Here is a 19763-nt window from a genome sequence, read left to right on the forward strand (position 1 = left end):
TTTCACCTCTTACCCAGCAGTCGGGTTTAACCGTCCTTCTCGATCTCACAAAGCAACGGGTGCTGGCACTCCCTTGCATATTGATTGACCTGCATCGCTTTGGTTTCTGCGACGTCGCGCGTGTAAACACCACAGACGGCTCGTCCTTCGGTATGAACCGCCAGCATGATCCTGGTGGCGACCTCCCGATTGTGATTGAAAATTCCTTCGAGCACCTCCACGACGAAATCCATCGGCGTGTAGTCGTCATTAAACATGACAACTTTGAACATCGGTGGTGCCTTCAGTTGCGGCTTGGCTTCTTCGACCGCCAAGCCGGAAGAGTCGTCATCCAACGGTTTTGGACGATCCTGATTGAATATTAGTTGAAATGTTGGAGATGCACGCATGCGTATGACAGTTCTAAATCGGGGCGCCGAGGCCGGGTAAGTGGAAAGGCTTCACAGCCACCTGACGAGTCGCCTTGACTATCGGCAAAACGATGATACAAACAGTAATGTGCCACAACGGCAACGGGCTGCGCGTATGGGCCAAGTGCTGCATCAGCGCGGAATGAAATGGATGTTACTCCAGTGATGGACTCCTTTGCAGAGGGATAACAGCATGCTAAGCGGTAAGGTCAAGTGGTTCAACAACGCCAAAGGCTATGGATTCATCGTAGCAGACGGCGGCGATGAGGACCTGTTCGCCCACTACTCGGCCATCCAAATGGAAGGGTACAGAACTCTCAAAGCTGGGCAAGCGGTCATGTTCGATATTCTGCAAGGCCCCAAGGGCCTGCATGCAACCAACATCAGGTCGCTGCAGACCACTGTGGATGTAGCGGCACCTGTTTTACAGAGCGCAACCGTAGACGCCTGATCCCAGGCAACAAAAAGGCCGATCTGTGATCGGCCTTTTTGTGTCGCTTGCGCAGTTACATATGCGAGATCATGGCATCGCCAAATTCCGAGCAGGACATCAGTTTCGCGCCCTCCATCAGACGCTCGAAGTCATAGGTCACCGTCTTCGCAGCGATCGCGCGCTCGGTCGATTTGATGATCAGCTCTGCCGCTTCCACCCAACCCATGTGGCGCAGCATCATCTCGGCGGAGAGAATCAGTGAGCCGGGGTTGACCTTATCCTGACCGGCGTACTTCGGTGCGGTGCCGTGGGTCGCTTCGAACATGGCGACGGTGTCGGATAGGTTGGCGCCCGGGGCGATACCGATACCGCCCACTTCCGCCGCCAGCGCATCGGAAAGATAGTCGCCATTGAGGTTAAGCGTGGCGATGACATCGTACTCGGCCGGACGCAGCAGAATCTGTTGAAGCATGGCGTCGGCAATGGCGTCCTTGACGACGATGTTCTTGCCAGTGGTCGGGTTCTTGAATTGCATCCAGGGCCCACCATCCAGCAACTCGGCACCGAATTCATCGCGCGCGACTTCGTAGCCCCACTCTTTGAAGGCACCTTCGGTGAACTTCATGATGTTGCCTTTATGCACGAAGGTTACCGAGCTGCGATCATTGTCTACCGCGTATTGCAGCGCCTTGCGCACCAGCCGCTTGGTACCCTCCAGCGAAACCGGCTTGATGCCGATGCCGCAGTTTTCGGTGAAGCGGATCTTCTTGACGCCCATTTCCTCAGTGAGGAACTTGATAACTTTCTCCGCCTCCGCAGAGCCCGCCTTCCACTCGACACCAGCGTAGATGTCCTCGGAGTTCTCGCGAAAGATGACCATGTCGACATCGGCCGGCTTCTTGACCGGGCTCGGCACACCGGTAAACCAGCGAACAGGACGCTGGCAAACGTACAGATCCAGCTCTTGGCGCAGTGCAACGTTGAGAGAACGGATACCACCACCAACCGGCGTGGTCAGCGGTCCCTTGATGGACACCACGTAGTCACGAACAACCTCTAGCGTCTCCTTCGGCAGCCAGGTGTCTTGGTCGTAGACCTGAGTCGCTTTCTCGCCAGCATAGATTTCCATCCAGGCGATCTTGCGCTTGCCGCCATAGGCTTTCTCTACAGCCGCGTCGACCACCTTGATCATCACCGGACTGATATCAACGCCAATCCCGTCACCCTCGATATAGGGAATGATCGGATTGTCGGGAATATTCAGGGTGTTATCGGCATTGACGGTGATTTTGTCACCGTTGGCAGGCACCTGGATCTTTTGGTATCCCATGCTGGACTCCGTTTTTGTGGTTAAACATTAAACAGCGGTCATCTCCGAAGAGTAACCCAGTTGAAACAGCCGAAACCATATTGTTCATTGGTCTATGGCCACAGGCATTTTTTGACAACGGGCCGCGGTGATATACTGCTTAGGTGACTAACGAGTCATGAGGAGCCAACGAGACCCCTTGGCCCTGTACCGCCAGGCTGCCAACCGCAGCCGGACGGATCGAACACTCAACACTCTAGTGGTGCTGCATCCAACATCATCGCGGCGAATCTCGATGCTGGCTCAATGAACGTAGCCAGGCCGCCTACCTGCGTTTCGAGATTCTGTGCACGCTCAGCAAGAGAGAGTTAACTCTACATGTCCACCCGCTCGAAGATCATTTACACCTTCACCGACGAAGCCCCGGCGCTGGCCACCTACTCGCTTCTGCCTATTGTAGAAGCCTTTGCCGCTTCCGCTGACATCTCCGTCGAAACACGTGACATCTCTCTTTCAGGGCGCATTCTTGCGGCCTTCGCGGATCAACTGGACGCCGATAAGCGGATCGATGACGATCTCGCCAAGTTGGCAGTTTTGGCGACTCAGCCAGAAGCCAACATCATCAAACTGCCGAACATCAGCGCATCGGTACCGCAATTGCGCAACGCTATCGCCGAGCTCCAGGCTCAGGGCTACAACATCCCGAACTTCCCAGAGGACCCGCAGACTGACGCGGAGAAAGAAGTACGCGCTCGCTACAGCAAAGTGCTTGGCAGTGCGGTGAATCCGGTGCTGCGCGAAGGCAACTCCGACCGCCGCGCGCCCGCCGCGGTCAAGGCGTTCGCTCGCAAGCACCCGCATTCGATGGGCAAGTGGAGCATGGCGTCGCAATCTCACGCCGACTACATGCGCGGCGGCGACTTCTTCTCCAGCGAACAGTCCGTCACCATGGCCAAGGCTGGTGATGTGCGCCTCGAGTTCGTCGGCAAGGACGGTCAGGTCGAAGTCAAGAAACATCTCTCCCTGCAGGAAGGCGAAGTCCTCGACAGCATGTTCATGAGCTGCAAGAAGCTGCGTGAGTTCTTCGAGAAGACCCTGCAGGACTGCAAGGAAACGGGCGTCATGTGGTCCCTGCACGTCAAGGCGACCATGATGAAGATCTCCCACCCGATCGTCTTCGGCCACGCCGTCAGCGTCTATTACAAGGACGTGTTCGACAAGTACGGCAAGCTGTTCGAGGAACTGGGCGTCAACCCGAACAACGGCATCAGCAGCGTCTACGACAAGATCAAGTCGCTACCCGCCTCTCAGCAGGAAGAAATCCTCGACGACATCCACGCCTGCTACGCCGGCCGCCCGGAAATGGCAATGGTCGATTCGGTCAAGGGCATCACCAACCTGCACATCCCCAGCGACGTGATTGTCGACGCCTCGATGCCAGCGATGATCCGCAGCTCCGGTCAGATGTGGGGCAAGGACGGCAAGCTGAAGGACACCAAGGCGGTGATGCCGGAAAGCACCTACGCCCGCATCTACCAGGAGATGATCAATTTCTGCAAGACCAACGGTGCCTTCGACCCGACCACCATGGGCAGCGTACCGAACGTCGGCCTGATGGCGCAGAAGGCCGAAGAATACGGCTCCCACGACAAGACCTTCGAAATGGCAGCCGACGGCACCATGCGCGTCGTGCTGGCCGACGGCACCGTGCTGATGCAGCACCAAGTCGAGAAAGGCGACATCTGGCGCGCCTGCCAGACCAAGGACGCGCCGATCCGCGACTGGGTCAAGCTGGCCGTTACTCGTGCCCGTCAGTCCGACACTCCTGCCATCTTCTGGCTGGACCCTGAGCGCGCCCACGATCGCGAGCTGCGCAAGAAGGTCGAGGCCTACCTGCAGGAGCACGATCTAAGCGGCCTGGATATCCGCATCATGGGCTACAACGAAGCTATCCGCGTCAGCATGGAGCGCATGATTCGCGGCCAGGACACCATTTCGGTAACCGGCAACGTACTGCGTGACTACCTGACCGACCTGTTCCCGATCATGGAACTGGGCACTTCGGCCAAGATGCTGTCCATCGTTCCGCTGATGGCCGGCGGCGGCATGTACGAAACCGGTGCCGGCGGCTCGGCTCCGAAACACGTGCAGCAGCTGATCGAAGAGAACCACCTGCGCTGGGACTCGCTGGGCGAATTTCTCGCACTGGCCGTGTCTTTCGAGGAAACCGGTATCAAGACCGGCAACCAGAAAGCCAAGCTGCTGGGCAAGGCGCTCGACGCCGCCACTGGCAAGCTGCTCGACAGCAACAAGTCGCCATCGCGCAAGACCGGTGAACTGGACAACCGCGGCAGCCATTTCTACTTGGCGCTGTACTGGGCCCAGGAACTGGCAGCACAGACCGAAGACCTGGAGTTGCAGGCCCACTTCGCGCCGCTGGCCAAGCAGCTGAGCGAAAACGAAGCAGTCATCGTTGCCGAGCTGGCCGAAGTTCAGGGCAAGCCGGTAGATATTGGTGGCTACTACCGCTCCAACCCGGAGCTGACCAGCCAGGTGATGCGCCCCAGCACGACCTTCAACGCCGCTCTCGCCGCAATGGCCTGAAGCGGCTGGCGCTAACCAGCGCCGTTGCGTTGTATGGAAACCCCGGCCCCGTGCCGGGGTTTTCCGTTTCTCCAGCGCAGCCTGGCGCTACTCTTAGCCAAAAGGACCTAGGAATACGAACATGACCTGGAATCCCCACATCACAGTCGCGACCATCGTCGAAGCGGATGGCCGCTTTCTCATGGTCGAGGAATCGAAAGGTGGCCGGCTGGTGTTGAATCAACCGGCGGGCCATCTCGAACCCAACGAAACGCTGCGGCAAGCAGCGGTGCGCGAAACCCTTGAAGAAACCGGCTGGGATGTCGAGCTGAGCGGCGTGGTCGGCATCTATCTCTACACCGCACCGGGCAACGGTGTGACCTATCAGCGTGTCTGCTTCGCAGCCAGCCCGGTACACCACCACGCTCAGCGCCAGCTAGACGACGGTGTTGTCAGCGCTCACTGGATGTCTCGTGATGAATTGACAGCGCAGCCTGAACGTTGGCGCAGCGAACTGATCATCCGCTGCATCGACGATTACCTGGCGGGACCGCCGTACGACCTTGCCGTGATACGCGACTGATCCGCATAACCGCAGGCTTGGCCAGCCTGTTAGAATCCGATCCTTTGCAGTCAGCCCTGAGCTTTTATGTCTGATTCAACGTCCGTTGCTCCTGAAAACCCACGCGTCATAGTCGGCATGTCCGGCGGCGTCGATTCTTCGGTTTCCGCTCTGCTTCTGCTCGAACAGGGGTATCAGGTCGAAGGCCTGTTCATGAAGAACTGGGAGGAAGATGACGGCACCGAGTACTGCACCGCGCGCGAGGATCTGGCCGATGCCCAGGCCGTCTGCGATCGGCTCGGCATCAAACTGCATACCGCCAACTTCGCGGCTGAATACTGGGACAACGTATTCGAGCATTTCTTGGCCGAATACAAGGCTGGGCGAACGCCCAACCCGGACATCTTGTGCAACCGCGAGATCAAGTTCAAAGCCTTCCTTGACTATGCCCTGGCGCTGGGTGCGGACCTGATCGCCACCGGCCATTACGTGCGCCGCCGCGACACCGACGGACGCAGCGAGCTGCTCAAGGGGCTCGACCCGAACAAGGACCAAAGCTACTTTCTCCATGCCGTAGGCGGCGAGCAGCTGAGCAAGACACTGTTTCCCGTCGGCGAGCTGGAAAAACCAGCCGTCCGGGCCCTGGCCGAAAAACACGGCCTCGCGACGGCGAAAAAGAAGGATTCGACAGGTATCTGCTTCATCGGTGAACGCCGGTTCAGCGATTTCCTCAAGCAATACTTGCCAGCCCAGCCCGGCGATATCGAGACCATCGATGGCGAAACCATCGGTCGCCACCACGGCCTCATGTATCACACAATCGGTCAGCGGCAGGGGCTCGGCATCGGCGGCCTCAAGGATGCTGGCGATGAACCCTGGTACGTATTGAGCAAGGATCTCGAGCGCAACGTACTGGTGGTGGGACAGGGCAACGATCATCCCTGGCTGTTCTCCCGCGCCCTGCTCGTCTCCGAGATGTATTGGGTCAATCCGCTGGAACTGTCCGCACCTTTACGCCTCACCGCCAAGGTTCGATATCGCCAGAGCGATCAGCTCTGCACCCTGGAGCAGACAGCAAATGGCTATCGAGCCATATTCGATGAACCTCAACGCGCCGTCACGCCTGGACAATCCGTGGTGTTTTACGACGGCGAGGTCTGCCTCGGTGGCGGCGTCATCGAAACTGCCGAACCCTGGTTCGCCGGAGTTCGCCCATGACGCCCCTGCAGGAACAGCTGGTCGCGCTCGGTGCGGTATTCGAAGCTGCCGCACTGGTCGATCGAATCGCCCGCACCGGTCAGGTCCCAAACGCCGCGCTAGGCAGCATGCTGGGCAGCCTGCTCGTTCGGGAGGATAAGCCGGCACGGGAAATCTATGGCGGTGACGACCTCAATCTACGCGATGGCTATCGAGCGCTCGTCGGTGCGCTGGAGCGCGATACCAGCAGCCTGCAGCGCGAGCCATTGCGCTATGCCTTGGCCATGATCGACCTGGAACGTCAGCTGGATAAACGCAGCGACTTGCTACAGGTCATAGGTAGCCGCCTCGATCAGATACAACAGCAGGTCGACCATTTCGGGCTGACTCATGAAAATGTGATCGCCTCCTTCGGCGGTCTTTATCAGGACACGCTCAGCACATTCCGGCAGCGCATCCAGGTGCAAGGCGACATGCGTCACCTTCAGCAAACCGACAATGCCGCCAAGATCCGCGCGCTGCTTCTGGCCGGAATTCGTTCCGCGCGGCTGTGGCGCCAGCTCGGTGGACATCGTTGGCAAATGGTGTTCAGCCGCCGCAAACTCCTCGATGCACTGTACCCCATGCTCCGGTCGGAATAAGCGCCATCGACGCGGCGCGGCGACGGTCACCCCGTCGCTTTCGTGTATAATCTGCGCCCTCTTTTCGTTGCTCGACTGCCGAGATACCTCTTATGCAGCTTTCCACGCTCACCGCGGTTTCCCCCGTCGATGGCCGCTACGCCGGCAAAACCAGCGCCCTGCGCCCCATTTTCAGCGAGTTCGGCCTGATTCGCTGCCGCGTTCAGGTCGAGGTACGTTGGCTGCAGCGTCTGGCCGCGCACAGCGGTATCCCGGAAGTCGCGCCCTTCACCTCGGAAGCCAATGCGCTGCTCAATCAATTGGCTGAAAACTTCGAGTTGGCGCATGCCGAGCGCGTCAAAGAGTTCGAGCGCACCACTAACCACGATGTGAAGGCGGTGGAGTACCTGCTGAAAGAGCAGGCCAAGCAACTGCCCGAACTGGCCAAAGTAAACGAATTCATCCACTTCGCCTGCACGAGCGAAGACATCAACAATCTGTCCCATGCATTGATGCTGCGTGAAGGCCGCGACAACGTACTGCTGCCCTTGATGCGCCAGCTGGCCGATGCCATTCGCGCACTCGCGGTCGAGCACGCCAATGTTCCAATGTTGTCCCGCACCCATGGCCAGCCCGCTTCACCAACGACCTTGGGCAAGGAGCTGGCCAACGTGGTCTATCGCCTCGAGCGACAGATCGCACAAGTCGAAGCCGTTCCGCTGCTGGGTAAAATCAACGGTGCTGTCGGCAACTACAACGCGCACCTGTCTGCCTATCCAGACGTCGACTGGGAAGCCAATGCGCGTGAATTCATCGAAGATGACCTGGGCCTGACCTGGAACCCCTATACCACCCAGATCGAGCCTCATGACTACATCGCCGAGCTGTTCGATGCGGTGGCGCGCTTCAATACCATCCTCATCGACTTCGATCGAGACATCTGGGGCTACATTTCGCTAGGTTATTTCAAGCAGCGTACCGTCGCCGGTGAAATCGGCTCCTCGACGATGCCGCACAAGGTCAACCCGATCGACTTCGAAAACTCCGAAGGCAATCTGGGGATCGCCAATGCTCTGCTCCAGCATCTGGCGAGTAAGCTGCCGATCTCCCGCTGGCAACGCGACCTGACAGACTCCACCGTGTTGCGCAATCTGGGCGTCGGCTTCGCGCACAGCGTCATCGCCTATGAAGCGAGCCTCAAGGGTATCGGCAAGCTCGAACTCAACCAGGCGCGTATCGCCGAAGACCTCGACACGTGCTGGGAAGTGTTGGCAGAGCCTATCCAAACCGTCATGCGTCGCTACGCCATCGAGAATCCCTACGAGAAGCTCAAGGAGCTGACCCGAGGCAAAGGCATCAGTCCCGAGGCTCTGCAAACTTTCATCGAAAGCCTGGATATACCGGCCGAAGCCAAAGCCGAGTTGCGTAAGCTCACTCCGGCTAACTACATCGGCAACGCGGCCGCCCAGGCCAAGCGGATCTGAACGACGCCTTCTTTTTGCACGCCCGGCTGTGCCGGGCGTTTTTATTTGCAGCTCTGTAGCAGAGCAAGGTACCTGCATGACTTCCGATATTCCTTTGCAAATTCTCGGCGGCATAAGCGCGCGCGAGTTCCTGCGCGATTACTGGCAAAAAAAACCACTGCTTATCCGTCAAGCGATTCCCTCGTTCGAAAGTCCGGTTTCGCCTGACGAACTAGCCGGCCTATCGCTGGAAGAGGAAGTCGAGTCGCGCCTGGTCATCGAACATGGCGACAGCCCTTGGGAGCTGCGCCGCGGACCGTTTAGCGAAGATACTTACCAGAATCTTCCGGAGCGCGATTGGACGCTACTGGTCCAGGCGGTCGATCAACTAGTCCCAGAAGTCGCCGAGCTCATCGAACATTTCCGTTTCCTGCCCAACTGGCGGATCGACGACGTGATGATCAGCTTCGCGTCCCCTGGAGGCGGCGTCGGCCCGCATTTCGACAACTATGACGTCTTCCTCCTGCAGGCTCAGGGTCGACGCCGTTGGCGCGTAGGACAGATGTGTGACGGCGATAGTCCCATGCTGCAACACCCCGACTTGCGCATCCTTGCGGATTTCCAAGGCACTGATGAATGGGTTCTGGAACCCGGCGACATGCTTTATCTACCACCTCGGCTGGCGCATTTCGGCACCGCCGAAGATGCCTGCATGACCTATTCGCTCGGCTTCAGAGCGCCCAGCGCCGCTGAAGTCCTGACACACTTCACCGATTTTCTCGCGCAGTTCCTGCCCGACGAGGAACGCTATAGCGACGCTGATCTCGCTCCCACCGACGATCCCTACCAGATCCAGAGCGACGCGCTCGATCGGCTGCGGGCAATGCTCACCGAACACATGGGCGATGAGCGCCTGCTGCTCACTTGGTTTGGTCAGTTCATGACCGAACCTCGCTATCCGGAACGCGTGCAAGGCCCGGACATAGAGGAACATGCGCTACTCGCTGCGCTGGAAGATGGCGCGGTCCTGATCCGTAATCTCAGCGCGCGCCTGGCCTGGAGCGAGGTCGACATTGGTCTTCTGCTGTTCGCCAGCGGCCAGAGCCGCTTGCTGCCTTCGCATTTGAAAGATCTTTTGAAACTGATCTGCTCGGCTGATGCGATACATGCGGAAAACCTCGCACCGTGGCTGAACGACGAAGATGGGCGTAATCTGGTGTGGCAGTTGGTCAAGCAGGGAAGTCTGGAGTTTGCTGATGAGTGATATAGAAGTTCGCATCGCCGACTGGCAGCAGGACAACGCCGATTTGCGTCGAATTCGCGAGACCGTTTTCATCGCCGAGCAGTCGGTGCCGCCTGAGCTCGAATGGGACGCGGACGATGCCGAGGCCGTGCATTTCCTCGCCCTTGAAAGTGGCTATCCCATAGGCACGGCGCGCTTGCTGAATGATGGACATATCGGTCGCGTCTCCGTGCTACGCGACTGGCGCGGGATGCACGTTGGAGGCGCGCTGATGAAGGCCGCGATCGAAGAAGCAGAACGTCGTGGTCTCCGCGAACAACGGCTGACCGCCCAGGTCCATGCCACCTCGTTCTATGAACGCCTCGGTTTTGAAGTGATCAGCGACGAGTTCCTGGAAGCGGGCCTGCCCCACGTCGATATGCTTCGAAAGAGCGACTGATCCACCATGAATCGCAATGACCCGGATCGACCAGCCACCTCCGCAGAGCTGGCAGATATCGACTTTCATTCACCGGGTCGTTTCGAAATCAGCAACCCATCGGCACCGCCAACAGGCCCGGAGCAATGGAGCCCTGCTCCATTCCTACTGGGTAGCAGCCCAGCTCAGACTTTCAACAGTGCGGTTGAGGCTCGTCAGCATGCACTAGCGCTGATCGAACAGGCCCGACGCACTCTGAGTATTTACACCCAAGACCTGGAGCCCTGGCTGTACAACCACAGCAGTATTCAACAGGCTTGCTCCAATTTTCTTCTAGCGCACCCACGCAATCGCCTGCGCATTCTGGTCGGCGACTCCTCCCGCGCCGTCAAGCAAGGTCATCGCCTCGTTACGCTGGCGCGCCGATTGACCAGCAATCTGGCGATTCGCAAATTGCATCTGGACTATCCGGCGCAAACGTGCACTTTTCTGATAGCCGATGATTGCGGCCTGCTGGTTCGTCCTGAGCCAGACCAGTTCGCCGGCCATGCGCTATATCGGGATCCCGGTCGCGCCCGCCAGCGACAGCGATTATTCGATAACGCCTGGGACCACAGCCTGTCCGACCCTGACCTGCGGAGTTTTCTGCTATGAAGCGCTATCTCCTCGCCGTGTTCCTGGCATTCGTCAGCCTCTCGCTTCATGCCGCGACACAGGTAATCCCTCTCGAATTCCGTATGGCCGAAGACGTATTGCCAATCGCGCAATCGGTAGTCGGCAATCAAGGCAAGGTAAACGCTTACGGGAATCAGCTGATCGTGAACGCGCCTTCCGCTGTAATCGCTGAGCTGCAGGATGTGCTGTCCCAGATCGATACTGAGCCCCGTCGATTGCTCATCAGTGTCGATACGCAAAACTCGGCGATGAGTAGTGACAATGGCTATCGAGTTGATGGCTCCGCCCGTATCGGTGACGTGGAAATCCAAACCGGGCGCGGGGAAGCCAGAGGCGGTGATCAGGTCCGCATCATCCGTCGCAGCACCAACAGCCAAGGCGGAGGCGTTCAACAGATTCAGGTTACCGAGGGCTACCCTGCTCTGATACAGGTCGGCCAAAGCGTGCCTATCACCACCACTGGCGCCGACGGCTACGGCCAGATCTATCAGCAGACCCAATATCGGAATGTCACGCGCGGCTTCTACGCCACTGCCACGGTTCATGGTGATCAAGTGCAGGTCACCGTTAGCAGCCATAACGACCGGATGAGCGCCTATCGGCCGGATACGATCAATGTCCAGCAAACCGATACCCGTGTAAGCGGACGCCTCGGTGAGTGGATATCGCTTGGCGGCATCGACGAATCCGCCAGCTCCAATGACAGCGCAACGCTGCGACGCTACTCCACTGGAGGCCGCCAGAATCTGTCGCTACGACTCAAAGTCGACATGCTGGAATAGAACGGCTTAGAGAGATTCGATGATTTGTAGAAAAATGTAGTGCCTTAGAAATTTCACTACAAAAACAATTGACGAACCATTTTGGCCGGAGCATCATGGCCCCGCTCCCGCTAATCAGGGGCCCTGTCACGGGCCTCCGGGTCATACTTAGCCAACCAGCTGAGGCGATCCGTGACTGTACTGCCCACAAGGCGGACTGACGAGGTTGCGACTGGAACGAGTCGTCCTGAGGGACGGGGAAGCGATTAACGCATCAGCTCGAAGACGCCAGTTCTGCTGAGTCGCCCAACGGCCTAAGCCGCTGTGTGCCGGAATGCCACGATCATTCCGCAGCTATCCGAATCTTCCAGCGGTCGTAACTGCACACCTCTCCTCTCTTGGTTCAATCCTCGTCCCGGTCGGTATTTCGACGCTCTGCCGCGTGTCGCCCGCATCATCATGCGATTAGCACGTAGGTTTCGGTGGGAACAGTCGGTGCTTAACCAAACACGAATTTTTTGAAAGGATTGACCATGTCCGCTTATCAAAACGACATCAAGGCCGTTGCCGCTCTGAAAGAAGTAGCTGGAAGCAGCTGGAGCGCTATCAACCCTGAATCCGTTGCTCGTATGCGTGCTCAGAACCGTTTCAAGACCGGTCTGGAGATTGCTCAGTACACCGCCGACATCATGCGCAAGGACATGGCTGAGTATGATGCCGATTCGTCCGTTTACACCCAGTCGCTGGGTTGCTGGCATGGCTTCATCGGTCAGCAGAAGCTGATCTCCATTAAGAAGCACCTGAAGACCACCAACAAGCGCTACCTCTACCTGTCCGGCTGGATGGTTGCCGCGCTGCGCTCCGAATTCGGCCCGCTGCCGGACCAGTCGATGCATGAGAAGACTGCCGTCTCCGACCTGATCGAGGAGCTGTACACCTTCCTGCGCCAGGCCGATAGCCGTGAACTGGACCTGCTGTTCACCGCTCTGGACGCCGCTCGCGAAGCCGGCGATACCGCCAAGGCTGCTGAAATCCAGTCGCAGATCGACAACCACGAAACTCATATCGTTCCGATCATCGCCGACATCGACGCCGGCTTCGGTAACCCGGAAGCCACCTACCTGCTGGCCAAGCGCATGATCGAAGCCGGCGCTTGCTGCATCCAGATCGAGAACCAGGTTTCGGATGAGAAGCAGTGTGGCCACCAGGACGGTAAAGTGACCGTTCCCCACGCCGACTTCCTCGCCAAGATCGCGGCCGTTCGCTATGCGTTCCTCGAGCTGGGCATCGACAACGGCGTAATCGTTGCGCGTACTGACTCCTTGGGTGCCGGCCTGACCAAGCAGATCGCCGTGACCAAAGAGCCGGGCGACCTGGGCGACCTGTACAACTCCTTCCTCGATTGCGAAGAAATCACCGAAGCCGAGCTGGGCAACGGCGACGTCGTGATCAAGCGCGAAGGCAAGCTGCTGCGTCCCAAGCGCCTGCCGTCCAACCTCTTCCAGTTCCGCAAAGGCACTGGCGAAGCGCGCTGCGTACTGGATTGCATCACTTCGCTGCAGAACGGTGCCGACCTGCTGTGGATCGAAACCGAGAAGCCGCACGTTGGCCAGATCGCCGAGATGGTCAACGAAATCCGCAAGACCATTCCGGATGCCAAGCTGGTCTACAACAACAGCCCGTCGTTCAACTGGACTCTGAACTTCCGTCAGCAGGTGTTCGACGCCATGGCCGCTGAGGGCAAGGACGTTTCCGCCTACGACCGCGCCAAGCTGATGAGCGTCGAGTACGATGAAACTGAACTGGCCCGGATCGCCGACGAGAAGATCCGCACCTTCCAGAAGGACGGTTCCGCTCATGCCGGTATCTTCCACCACCTGATCACTCTGCCGACCTACCACACCGCCGCGCTGTCCACCGACAACCTGGCCAAAGGGTACTTCGCAGACCAGGGTATGCTGGCCTACGTCAAAGGCGTGCAGCGTGAAGAACTGCGTCAGGGCATAGCCTGCGTCAAGCACCAGAACATGGCTGGCTCCGACATCGGCGACAACCATAAGGAGTACTTCGCTGGCGAAGCAGCTCTGAAGGCAAGCGGTAAAGATAACACCATGAACCAGTTCCACTAAGAACGGTTCAGACTCGGGCTTCGGCCCGAGCTGGTGTAAAAACGAGCCCCGGTAGATACCGGGGCTTTTTGTTTGTGTTCAAAAAATCATCAAGCGAACCGCTTGTCGGCCGCTATTGGATTGTCATTAATCTGTCGCGAGTTCAGCCTAGCGTCGCAGTTCCGTCGATTACCTATGGAGCTGCATCGTGACTGACAATAACGACAACCTCATGTTTGGCAATGGTGATGAATTGCCGAGCAATCGTTCAGCCAATCCCCATATCCAGGATGTCATCAACGCGGGGCGGCGCAAGGTGCTCACCACCGGTGCGGCAGTCGGCGCACTTGCGTTTCTCGGCGGTCTACCTGCGATTACCAACGCAGCAGCTCCAGCTACTGATCGTGGCTTGCCCTTCCAACGTCGGACCCGACTCCCATTTGGTGCGGTGAGCATTACCAGAGCTGACACGGTGACCGTACCGTCCGGTTTCTCCGCAACAGCGTTCATTCCTTGGGGCACGCCGATTTGCGGAAGCTATCCTGCGTATCTCGAAGACGCCAGCAACAGCGCGGAAGACCAGGCACAGCAGACCGGCATGCACCACGACGGCATGCATTTCTTCCCTATGGATGCCAAATTCAAGGGCCGCAAGAGCGATCACGGCTTGCTCGCGCTTAACCATGAATACATAGATGTACCGTTGCTACATCGCAACGGCGCCACTGTCGTCAACGGCAAGCGCGTCGACGCCGATGAAGTCCGTAAGGAAATTAACGCTCATGGCGTTTCGATTGTAGAGATTCGCCGCAACGCCCGCGGCGAATGGGCGGTATTGCCATCAGCCCGCAACCGGCGCATCACTGGCGCATCACCCATGCGGATCGAGGGGCCGGCGCGAGGTCATGATCTGATGAAGACCCGCTACAGCCCAAGCGGCACATCTGCGCGAGGAACGTTGAACAATTGCGCGAATGGCTATACACCGTGGGGAACCTATCTGACCTGCGAGGAAAACTGGGCGGGCTATTTCGCGAGTCGCGATTCTGAACTGCCCCGCCACCTGCGGCGCTACGGTCTTCCCTCGGCTAGCCGTTACGGCTGGGAAACAATTCCGGGTGACGAATTCCAGCGCTTCGACGCAACGGCAACGGCAGAGGATTTCAGAGCCGACTATCGCAACGAGCCCAATACATTTGGCTGGATCGTCGAAATCGATCCGTTCGACCCCGACTCCACACCAGTAAAGCGCACCGCACTCGGCCGATTTGCACATGAAGGACTGGTGTTCGCGCCCGTCAAGCCTGGCTGGCCGGTGGTCTGCTATTCAGGAGACGACTCGCAGAATGAATACATCTACAAGTATGTAAGCCGCGATAGGTATCGCCCGCTGCGCAGCGACGGCCAGCTCCTTGATGAAGGAACACTTTACGTTGCCCGATTCAACCCAGACGGCAGCGGTGACTGGCTGCCGCTTGACATTGAAAACGCTGATTTTCAACAGGCTTGTGCTGCCGCCAATGTTGAGTTTGCCGACCAAGGCGAGGTGTTGATCAATACCCGCCTCGCTGCCGACATTGTCGGTGCGACGAAAATGGATCGTCCTGAATGGGGAGCCGTACACCCTGACACGGGCGAGGTGTATTTCACGTTGACGAACAATAGCTCTCGGCGGGACACCGACGCGGCAAACCCACGCGCGCCGAATCCTTACGGACATATCATTCGCTGGCGCGAAGAGGGAAGGAACCACTCCGGCGCTCGGTTTCACTGGGACTTGTATCTTCTCGCCGGCCCACAAAACGACAGCCGTGATCCTCGCGGCAAACCGTTGACCGAGGAAAATATACTGGCGAGCCCTGACGGACTCTGGTTCGACAACGACGGGCGGCTTTGGATACAGACAGATATGAGCGGCAGCCAACTGAGCGAGGGGCCGTTTGGCAACAACCAAATGCTGGTATCAGATCCCAGAACAGGCGAAACCAAGCGATTCCTTGTTGGTCCTCAAGGCGCCGAGGTGACGGGAATAACTGCAACGCCGGATTTCCGCACGCTGTTCGTCAACATCCAACACCCGGGCGAAGGTTCAACCTCCACCGAGTACACCAGCACATGGCCCGATGGCGCGGGACGCCGGCCACGTTCCGCCACGGTGATAATCAGCCGTGACGATGGCGGTCGAGTGATTTAGTTTGCGGCCGCGTCCGGCATGGTCGGACGCGGCCAACTAGCGATTCCCCTCGGGTGAAGTGAACAATCCCCACGTCGACATAAAAAGGGCAGCAATGAGCGGGCCGATCACGAAACCATTCAGGCCGAACAGAGCGAGCCCGCCCAGCGTCGAAATCAACACCAGATAGTCTGGCATCTTGGTGTCTCTGCCTACGAGAATTGGCCGCAGGATGTTATCGACCAAGCCAATTACAAGGATTCCATAGAGCGTAAGAATCACACTCTGCAGAACCATGCCCTTCATCAGAAAATAGAGTGCTGCCGGGGTCCATATTAGCCCTGCCCCAACCGCCGGAAGCAACGACAGGAATGCCATGAGAACGCCCCAGAGCGCGGCCGCTGGAATTCCCAGTACTGCAAAGATCGCCCCTCCGAGAAAGCCTTGGATAGCTGCAACCACGATGTTGCCTTTAACCGTAGCCCTGACCACACGGGTGAACTTGCTGAACAACCTACGCTTCTGATTATCGCTCAGAGGTAGCGCTCGTCGAATCCGAACGACCAGGTCTCGTCCGTCTCGAATGAGAAAAAACAACAGATACAGCATTAGAAAAAAACTGATCAGGAACTGGAATGTACCCTGACCAAAGCTAAAGGCCTTGGTCGCCAAAAACTGGCTGCCTTCTAACGCCCAGCTTGCGAGTCGCTCACGAATCTGGTCGACATCACCTAGCCCGAACCGCTGCAATTGCTGCTCCAATGACGCGGGTAGCAATTCCTTTGCAGTTCCAACAAAGCTGCCGACATCCAACTCACCACTTTCGATCTGCCTATAGAGCGAAGCACCCTCCTGAACCAGCAACCCGGTAATCAGAATAACCGGGAGCACCGCAACGATCAGACATACCATCAAGGTGATAAAAGCAGTCAGATTCCGTCTGTCGCCCAGATATTGATGCAGGCGTCGCTGAAGCGGAGCAAAGATGATGGCAAGAATGACAGCCCAGAAAACGGCGCCATAGAAAGGGAAAAGTATCCAGCCGAAAGCGATAGTGACGACGAGCAACAGCGCAAGAAACACTTTTTGCTCAAGGGTTGAATTCACTGTCTGCATCCTTTCGCTGCGGCTGTGTTTATTAGTCAGCGATTGCCGCGAGGAGTGCCGATTCGGCGATGAAGCAGAAACAATCAAAACGCCGTTACGAGGACGGCGTTTGAAAGATATACAGGCTAGTGTTCACTCTGTCACAAGATCATGGCTGCAGCCCAGCCGAATGCAAGAAGGGGCAGATTGTAATGCAGGAATGTCGGCACCACGGTATCCCAGATATGGTTGTGCTGGCCGTCGGCATTAAGGCCTGCCGTTGGGCCAAGTGTCGAGTCCGAAGCCGGCGAACCTGCATCTCCCAACGCACCCGCTGTGCCTACAAGGCTTACGATAGCCAAGGGACTGAATCCGAGCTCCACCCCTAACGGGACGAAGATAGCCGCAATGATTGGGACCGTAGAGAAGGAAGAACCGATGCCGATGGTAACCAACAGCCCCACCACCAACATCATCAGAGCACCAATGGCCTTGCTGTTACCTATCCACTCTGCAGATGCATCGACCAAAGTTTTCACCTCACCGGTCTCACGCATGACTTCTGCGAACCCTGCGGCAGCGATCATGATGAAACCGATCATTGCCATCATTTTCATGCCTTCGGTGAAGAGGTCATCAGCCTCCCGCCAACGCACTACCCCCGAGGCAGAGAAAATAACGAAACCTATCAGAGCTCCGATAATCATCGAGTCCAGCCACAGCTGGACAATGAACGCTGCCGCAACTGCCAACGCTGCAGTCAGTAAGGTGAGAGGGCTATAGCTGACGCTTTCCACTTTCGACTGATCTAACTTCGCCAGCACGTACGCCCGCGGCTTGCGATAGCTAAACATGGCAATCAATAAGCCTGCTGCCATACCGAGAGCTGGGATCAGCATAGCTTGGCTTACATTGATCCCCGTAATATCAACACCGCTCTTAGCGACATTGGCGAGCAGAATTTCAGTTAGAAAGATATTACCGAAGCCAACGGGAAGGAACATGTAAGGCGTAATCAAGCCAAACGCCAACACGCATGCTATCAATCGCCTATCGATCTGCAGCTTGCTTAGCACGTACAACAGGGGCGGAACCAACAGAGGAATGAAGGCAATATGAATCGGTAGGATATTCTGTGACGACACTGCGACTACAAGCAGAAGCCCAATCATCATCCACTTGACTGAGCCACCCGATTGCACCTCTCTCGTCCCTAGGATTGCCAGAGCTTTATCGGCCAGTGCATGGGCCAACCCGCTTTTTCCGATTGCTACCGCAAACGCGCCGAGCAGCGCATAGGACAGCGCAACCGTCGCGCCTCCGCCGAGCCCCTTATTGAAGGCAGCAAGGCTACCTTCGATCCCTAGCCCGCCCAACATACCGCCGGCAATGGCGCCAGTAATCAAGGCTACGACAACATGAACTCTGCACAGGCTAAGAATCAGCATAATGCCGACTGCGGCCACTACTGCATTCATTTCAACTCCCCGATACGGCGAATGCCGATAAAAAGTCGGGTAATTTGCCGCAACCCTGCTGTGGTGTCAAAGAACTAAAGGTGCATCAGCAAAGTCACTCTGATATTCCTCGCTGCTGATCAAGCTTTGGAGCATCGAAGACCCTTCACGACATCCGGCTTTATAGGCAAGCCCATTTAATCTGTTTCACTGCGACACCCTGGATACAAAACGGTAAAATGCCGCCACAGAAATTTTTACCTTTCCGGATGGGCCAGTGGAAATATTCAAAGAGTTTACGTTCGAATCCGCACATCGTTTGCCGCATGTACCTGAGGGCCACAAATGCGGTCGGCTGCATGGCCACTCGTTCCGGGTCGCCATTTACCTAGAGGGTGAGGTCGACGCGCATGCTGGTTGGATTCGTGATTTTGGCGAGATACGGCAGATCTTCAAACCGATTTACGAACAGCTTGATCATAACTATCTGAACGATTTACCAGGCCTGGAGAACCCCACCAGCGAAAACCTGGCGAAATGGATGTGGGACAAACTGAAGCCGCTGATACCGGAATTATCCCGGATTCGCATCCATGAAACTTGCACTAGCGGCTGTGAGTACCGAGGCAGCTAGCGGGAACTGAACAGCCTGCATTGCTGGGCCACATTGACATGGGGAGGCTTAACGAAGCCTCTTCAAAGATACAATGGACACCCTCTTCTCCTTGCGTTTCCCGCATAAGCCATCTACAGCAGCCGCACATACAAGCTCGATCTCTTCTATGGTCACCGGTAAATGTCAGCGAGTCATCCACAGGCCCAGCAGGAAGAGCAATGTGAGCATGCCGTATTGAGCCGGAGTGCCCGCCAAGTGGCGCGCAATTCCAACTCATCGTCCACACCGATATGTTGTTTGAGGTCTAACATTCTCACCGCCTTTCAGGCCTGGCGCATTTCCGAGCTACGCTTGAGTTCTTATCCTTTGGTCGAAGTGCCTGAGGCCAAGGTTCTCCCAACATCAATCGTGTTGCGGGCGGCCCTGATAACACGGACTTAACACGGACTCACGTTGGCTTTCTCGAAGTTGCGCTAATGCCATAGTTTACCCCAACGCCGTGTCAACCCGCCCATCGTCCCATAAGTGCATCTCTACTTTCGTCGCGTTTACGCCGCGCGTGTCCTAACAGGCCAGCGCCTAAGGCTAGCTTGTACAGCATACGCGACCTCCCAGGTAGCCCGTTACATCCAGAGCCCTTTTCCCCTGG

17 protein-coding genes are annotated in these 19763 nt (G+C 57.3%); 13 read left to right on the top strand and 4 right to left on the bottom strand.

Annotation, left to right across the window (positions count from 1 at the left end; all coding sequences use genetic code 11):
- Positions 1 to 26: 26 nt before the first annotated feature.
- A complete protein-coding gene (clpS, locus tag NA645_RS14240) occupies positions 27 to 389 on the bottom strand; it encodes an ATP-dependent Clp protease adapter ClpS (protein ID WP_131651969.1) in 363 nt (120 codons plus the stop codon).
- 214 nt (positions 390 to 603) lie between these two features.
- Between clpS and cspD the strand changes: the two genes are divergently transcribed.
- On the top strand, positions 604 to 861 hold the full coding sequence (gene cspD, locus NA645_RS14245) for a cold shock domain-containing protein CspD (protein ID WP_131651968.1): 258 nt from the start codon (positions 604 to 606) through the stop codon (positions 859 to 861).
- A 55-nt stretch (positions 862 to 916) separates the two neighbouring features.
- Here cspD and icd read toward each other — a convergent pair whose 3' ends face one another.
- Positions 917 to 2173 (bottom strand): NADP-dependent isocitrate dehydrogenase, encoded by a 1257-nt coding sequence (gene icd / locus NA645_RS14250; RefSeq protein ID WP_256049424.1) that lies wholly within the window; start codon positions 2171 to 2173, stop codon positions 917 to 919.
- A gap of 357 nt (positions 2174 to 2530) precedes the next feature.
- Between icd and NA645_RS14255 the strand changes: the two genes are divergently transcribed.
- The 11 genes from NA645_RS14255 to NA645_RS14305 all read left to right on the top strand — a co-directional run bounded on the left by NA645_RS14255 (position 2531) and on the right by NA645_RS14305 (position 15976).
- Complete coding sequence (locus NA645_RS14255) at positions 2531 to 4756, top strand: NADP-dependent isocitrate dehydrogenase (RefSeq protein ID WP_256049425.1); 2226 nt, start codon at positions 2531 to 2533, stop codon at positions 4754 to 4756.
- A 121-nt stretch (positions 4757 to 4877) separates the two neighbouring features.
- A complete protein-coding gene (locus NA645_RS14260) occupies positions 4878 to 5318 on the top strand; it encodes an NUDIX hydrolase (protein WP_256049426.1) in 441 nt (146 codons plus the stop codon).
- Positions 5319 to 5384: 66 nt separating this feature from the next.
- Complete coding sequence (gene mnmA, locus NA645_RS14265; RefSeq protein ID WP_256049427.1) at positions 5385 to 6515, top strand: tRNA 2-thiouridine(34) synthase MnmA; 1131 nt, start codon at positions 5385 to 5387, stop codon at positions 6513 to 6515.
- Positions 6512 to 7135 (top strand): high frequency lysogenization protein HflD, encoded by a 624-nt coding sequence (hflD, locus tag NA645_RS14270; RefSeq protein ID WP_256049428.1) that lies wholly within the window; start codon positions 6512 to 6514, stop codon positions 7133 to 7135. The genes mnmA and hflD overlap by 4 nt, the downstream gene beginning before the upstream one ends.
- A 92-nt stretch (positions 7136 to 7227) precedes the next feature.
- Complete coding sequence (gene purB, locus NA645_RS14275; protein ID WP_256049429.1) at positions 7228 to 8598, top strand: adenylosuccinate lyase; 1371 nt, start codon at positions 7228 to 7230, stop codon at positions 8596 to 8598.
- 76 nt (positions 8599 to 8674) lie between these two features.
- Positions 8675 to 9841, top strand: a complete 1167-nt coding sequence (locus NA645_RS14280) for a cupin domain-containing protein (protein ID WP_256049430.1) — start codon at positions 8675 to 8677, stop codon at positions 9839 to 9841.
- Positions 9834 to 10259, top strand: a complete 426-nt coding sequence (locus NA645_RS14285; protein ID WP_256049442.1) for a GNAT family N-acetyltransferase — start codon at positions 9834 to 9836, stop codon at positions 10257 to 10259. The genes NA645_RS14280 and NA645_RS14285 overlap by 8 nt, the downstream gene beginning before the upstream one ends.
- Before the next feature lie 6 nt (positions 10260 to 10265).
- A complete protein-coding gene (locus NA645_RS14290; RefSeq protein WP_256049431.1) occupies positions 10266 to 10892 on the top strand; it encodes a histone acetyltransferase HPA2 in 627 nt (208 codons plus the stop codon).
- Complete coding sequence (locus NA645_RS14295; RefSeq protein ID WP_256049432.1) at positions 10889 to 11695, top strand: secretin N-terminal domain-containing protein; 807 nt, start codon at positions 10889 to 10891, stop codon at positions 11693 to 11695. Before NA645_RS14290 ends, NA645_RS14295 begins: the two co-directional genes overlap by 4 nt.
- 512 nt (positions 11696 to 12207) lie before the next feature.
- The gene (locus NA645_RS14300; protein ID WP_256049433.1) at positions 12208 to 13803 is read left to right on the top strand and encodes an isocitrate lyase; all 1596 of its coding nucleotides are present in this window, start codon (positions 12208 to 12210) and stop codon (positions 13801 to 13803) included.
- Between the two features lie 211 nt (positions 13804 to 14014).
- On the top strand, positions 14015 to 15976 hold the full coding sequence (locus NA645_RS14305; RefSeq protein WP_272892072.1) for a PhoX family protein: 1962 nt from the start codon (positions 14015 to 14017) through the stop codon (positions 15974 to 15976).
- A gap of 36 nt (positions 15977 to 16012) precedes the next feature.
- Here NA645_RS14305 and NA645_RS14310 read toward each other — a convergent pair whose 3' ends face one another.
- Together NA645_RS14310 and NA645_RS14315 are read right to left on the bottom strand one after the other, a co-directional pair.
- Complete coding sequence (locus tag NA645_RS14310; protein WP_256049434.1) at positions 16013 to 17071, bottom strand: AI-2E family transporter; 1059 nt, start codon at positions 17069 to 17071, stop codon at positions 16013 to 16015.
- Positions 17072 to 17202: 131 nt separating this feature from the next.
- Complete coding sequence (locus NA645_RS14315; RefSeq protein WP_256049435.1) at positions 17203 to 18519, bottom strand: Na+/H+ antiporter family protein; 1317 nt, start codon at positions 18517 to 18519, stop codon at positions 17203 to 17205.
- Between the two features lie 256 nt (positions 18520 to 18775).
- Between NA645_RS14315 and queD the strand changes: the two genes are divergently transcribed.
- Positions 18776 to 19132: a 6-carboxytetrahydropterin synthase QueD gene (gene queD, locus NA645_RS14320; RefSeq protein WP_256049436.1), complete on the top strand. Its 357-nt coding sequence runs from the start codon at positions 18776 to 18778 to the stop codon at positions 19130 to 19132.
- Positions 19133 to 19763 lie beyond the last annotated feature (631 nt).

Source organism: Stutzerimonas stutzeri (assembly GCF_024448955.1).
In the GTDB taxonomy this organism is placed as follows: Bacteria; Pseudomonadota; Gammaproteobacteria; order Pseudomonadales; family Pseudomonadaceae; genus Stutzerimonas; species Stutzerimonas stutzeri_AQ.

Bases quoted from the DNA above. Each gene is read 5' to 3' on its own strand.
- clpS (WP_131651969.1), bottom strand. From the start codon at position 389: ATGCGTGCATCTCCAACATTTCAACTAATATTCAATCAGGATCGTCCA.
- cspD (WP_131651968.1), top strand. From the start codon at position 604: ATGCTAAGCGGTAAGGTCAAGTGGTTCAACAACGCCAAAGGCTATGGA.
- icd (WP_256049424.1), bottom strand. From the start codon at position 2,173: ATGGGATACCAAAAGATCCAGGTGCCTGCCAACGGTGACAAAATCACC.
- NA645_RS14255 (WP_256049425.1), top strand. From the start codon at position 2,531: ATGTCCACCCGCTCGAAGATCATTTACACCTTCACCGACGAAGCCCCG.
- NA645_RS14260 (WP_256049426.1), top strand. From the start codon at position 4,878: ATGACCTGGAATCCCCACATCACAGTCGCGACCATCGTCGAAGCGGAT.
- mnmA (WP_256049427.1), top strand. From the start codon at position 5,385: ATGTCTGATTCAACGTCCGTTGCTCCTGAAAACCCACGCGTCATAGTC.
- hflD (WP_256049428.1), top strand. From the start codon at position 6,512: ATGACGCCCCTGCAGGAACAGCTGGTCGCGCTCGGTGCGGTATTCGAA.
- purB (WP_256049429.1), top strand. From the start codon at position 7,228: ATGCAGCTTTCCACGCTCACCGCGGTTTCCCCCGTCGATGGCCGCTAC.
- NA645_RS14280 (WP_256049430.1), top strand. From the start codon at position 8,675: ATGACTTCCGATATTCCTTTGCAAATTCTCGGCGGCATAAGCGCGCGC.
- NA645_RS14285 (WP_256049442.1), top strand. From the start codon at position 9,834: ATGAGTGATATAGAAGTTCGCATCGCCGACTGGCAGCAGGACAACGCC.
- NA645_RS14290 (WP_256049431.1), top strand. From the start codon at position 10,266: ATGAATCGCAATGACCCGGATCGACCAGCCACCTCCGCAGAGCTGGCA.
- NA645_RS14295 (WP_256049432.1), top strand. From the start codon at position 10,889: ATGAAGCGCTATCTCCTCGCCGTGTTCCTGGCATTCGTCAGCCTCTCG.
- NA645_RS14300 (WP_256049433.1), top strand. From the start codon at position 12,208: ATGTCCGCTTATCAAAACGACATCAAGGCCGTTGCCGCTCTGAAAGAA.
- NA645_RS14305 (WP_272892072.1), top strand. From the start codon at position 14,015: ATGTTTGGCAATGGTGATGAATTGCCGAGCAATCGTTCAGCCAATCCC.
- NA645_RS14310 (WP_256049434.1), bottom strand. From the start codon at position 17,071: ATGCAGACAGTGAATTCAACCCTTGAGCAAAAAGTGTTTCTTGCGCTG.
- NA645_RS14315 (WP_256049435.1), bottom strand. From the start codon at position 18,519: ATGAATGCAGTAGTGGCCGCAGTCGGCATTATGCTGATTCTTAGCCTG.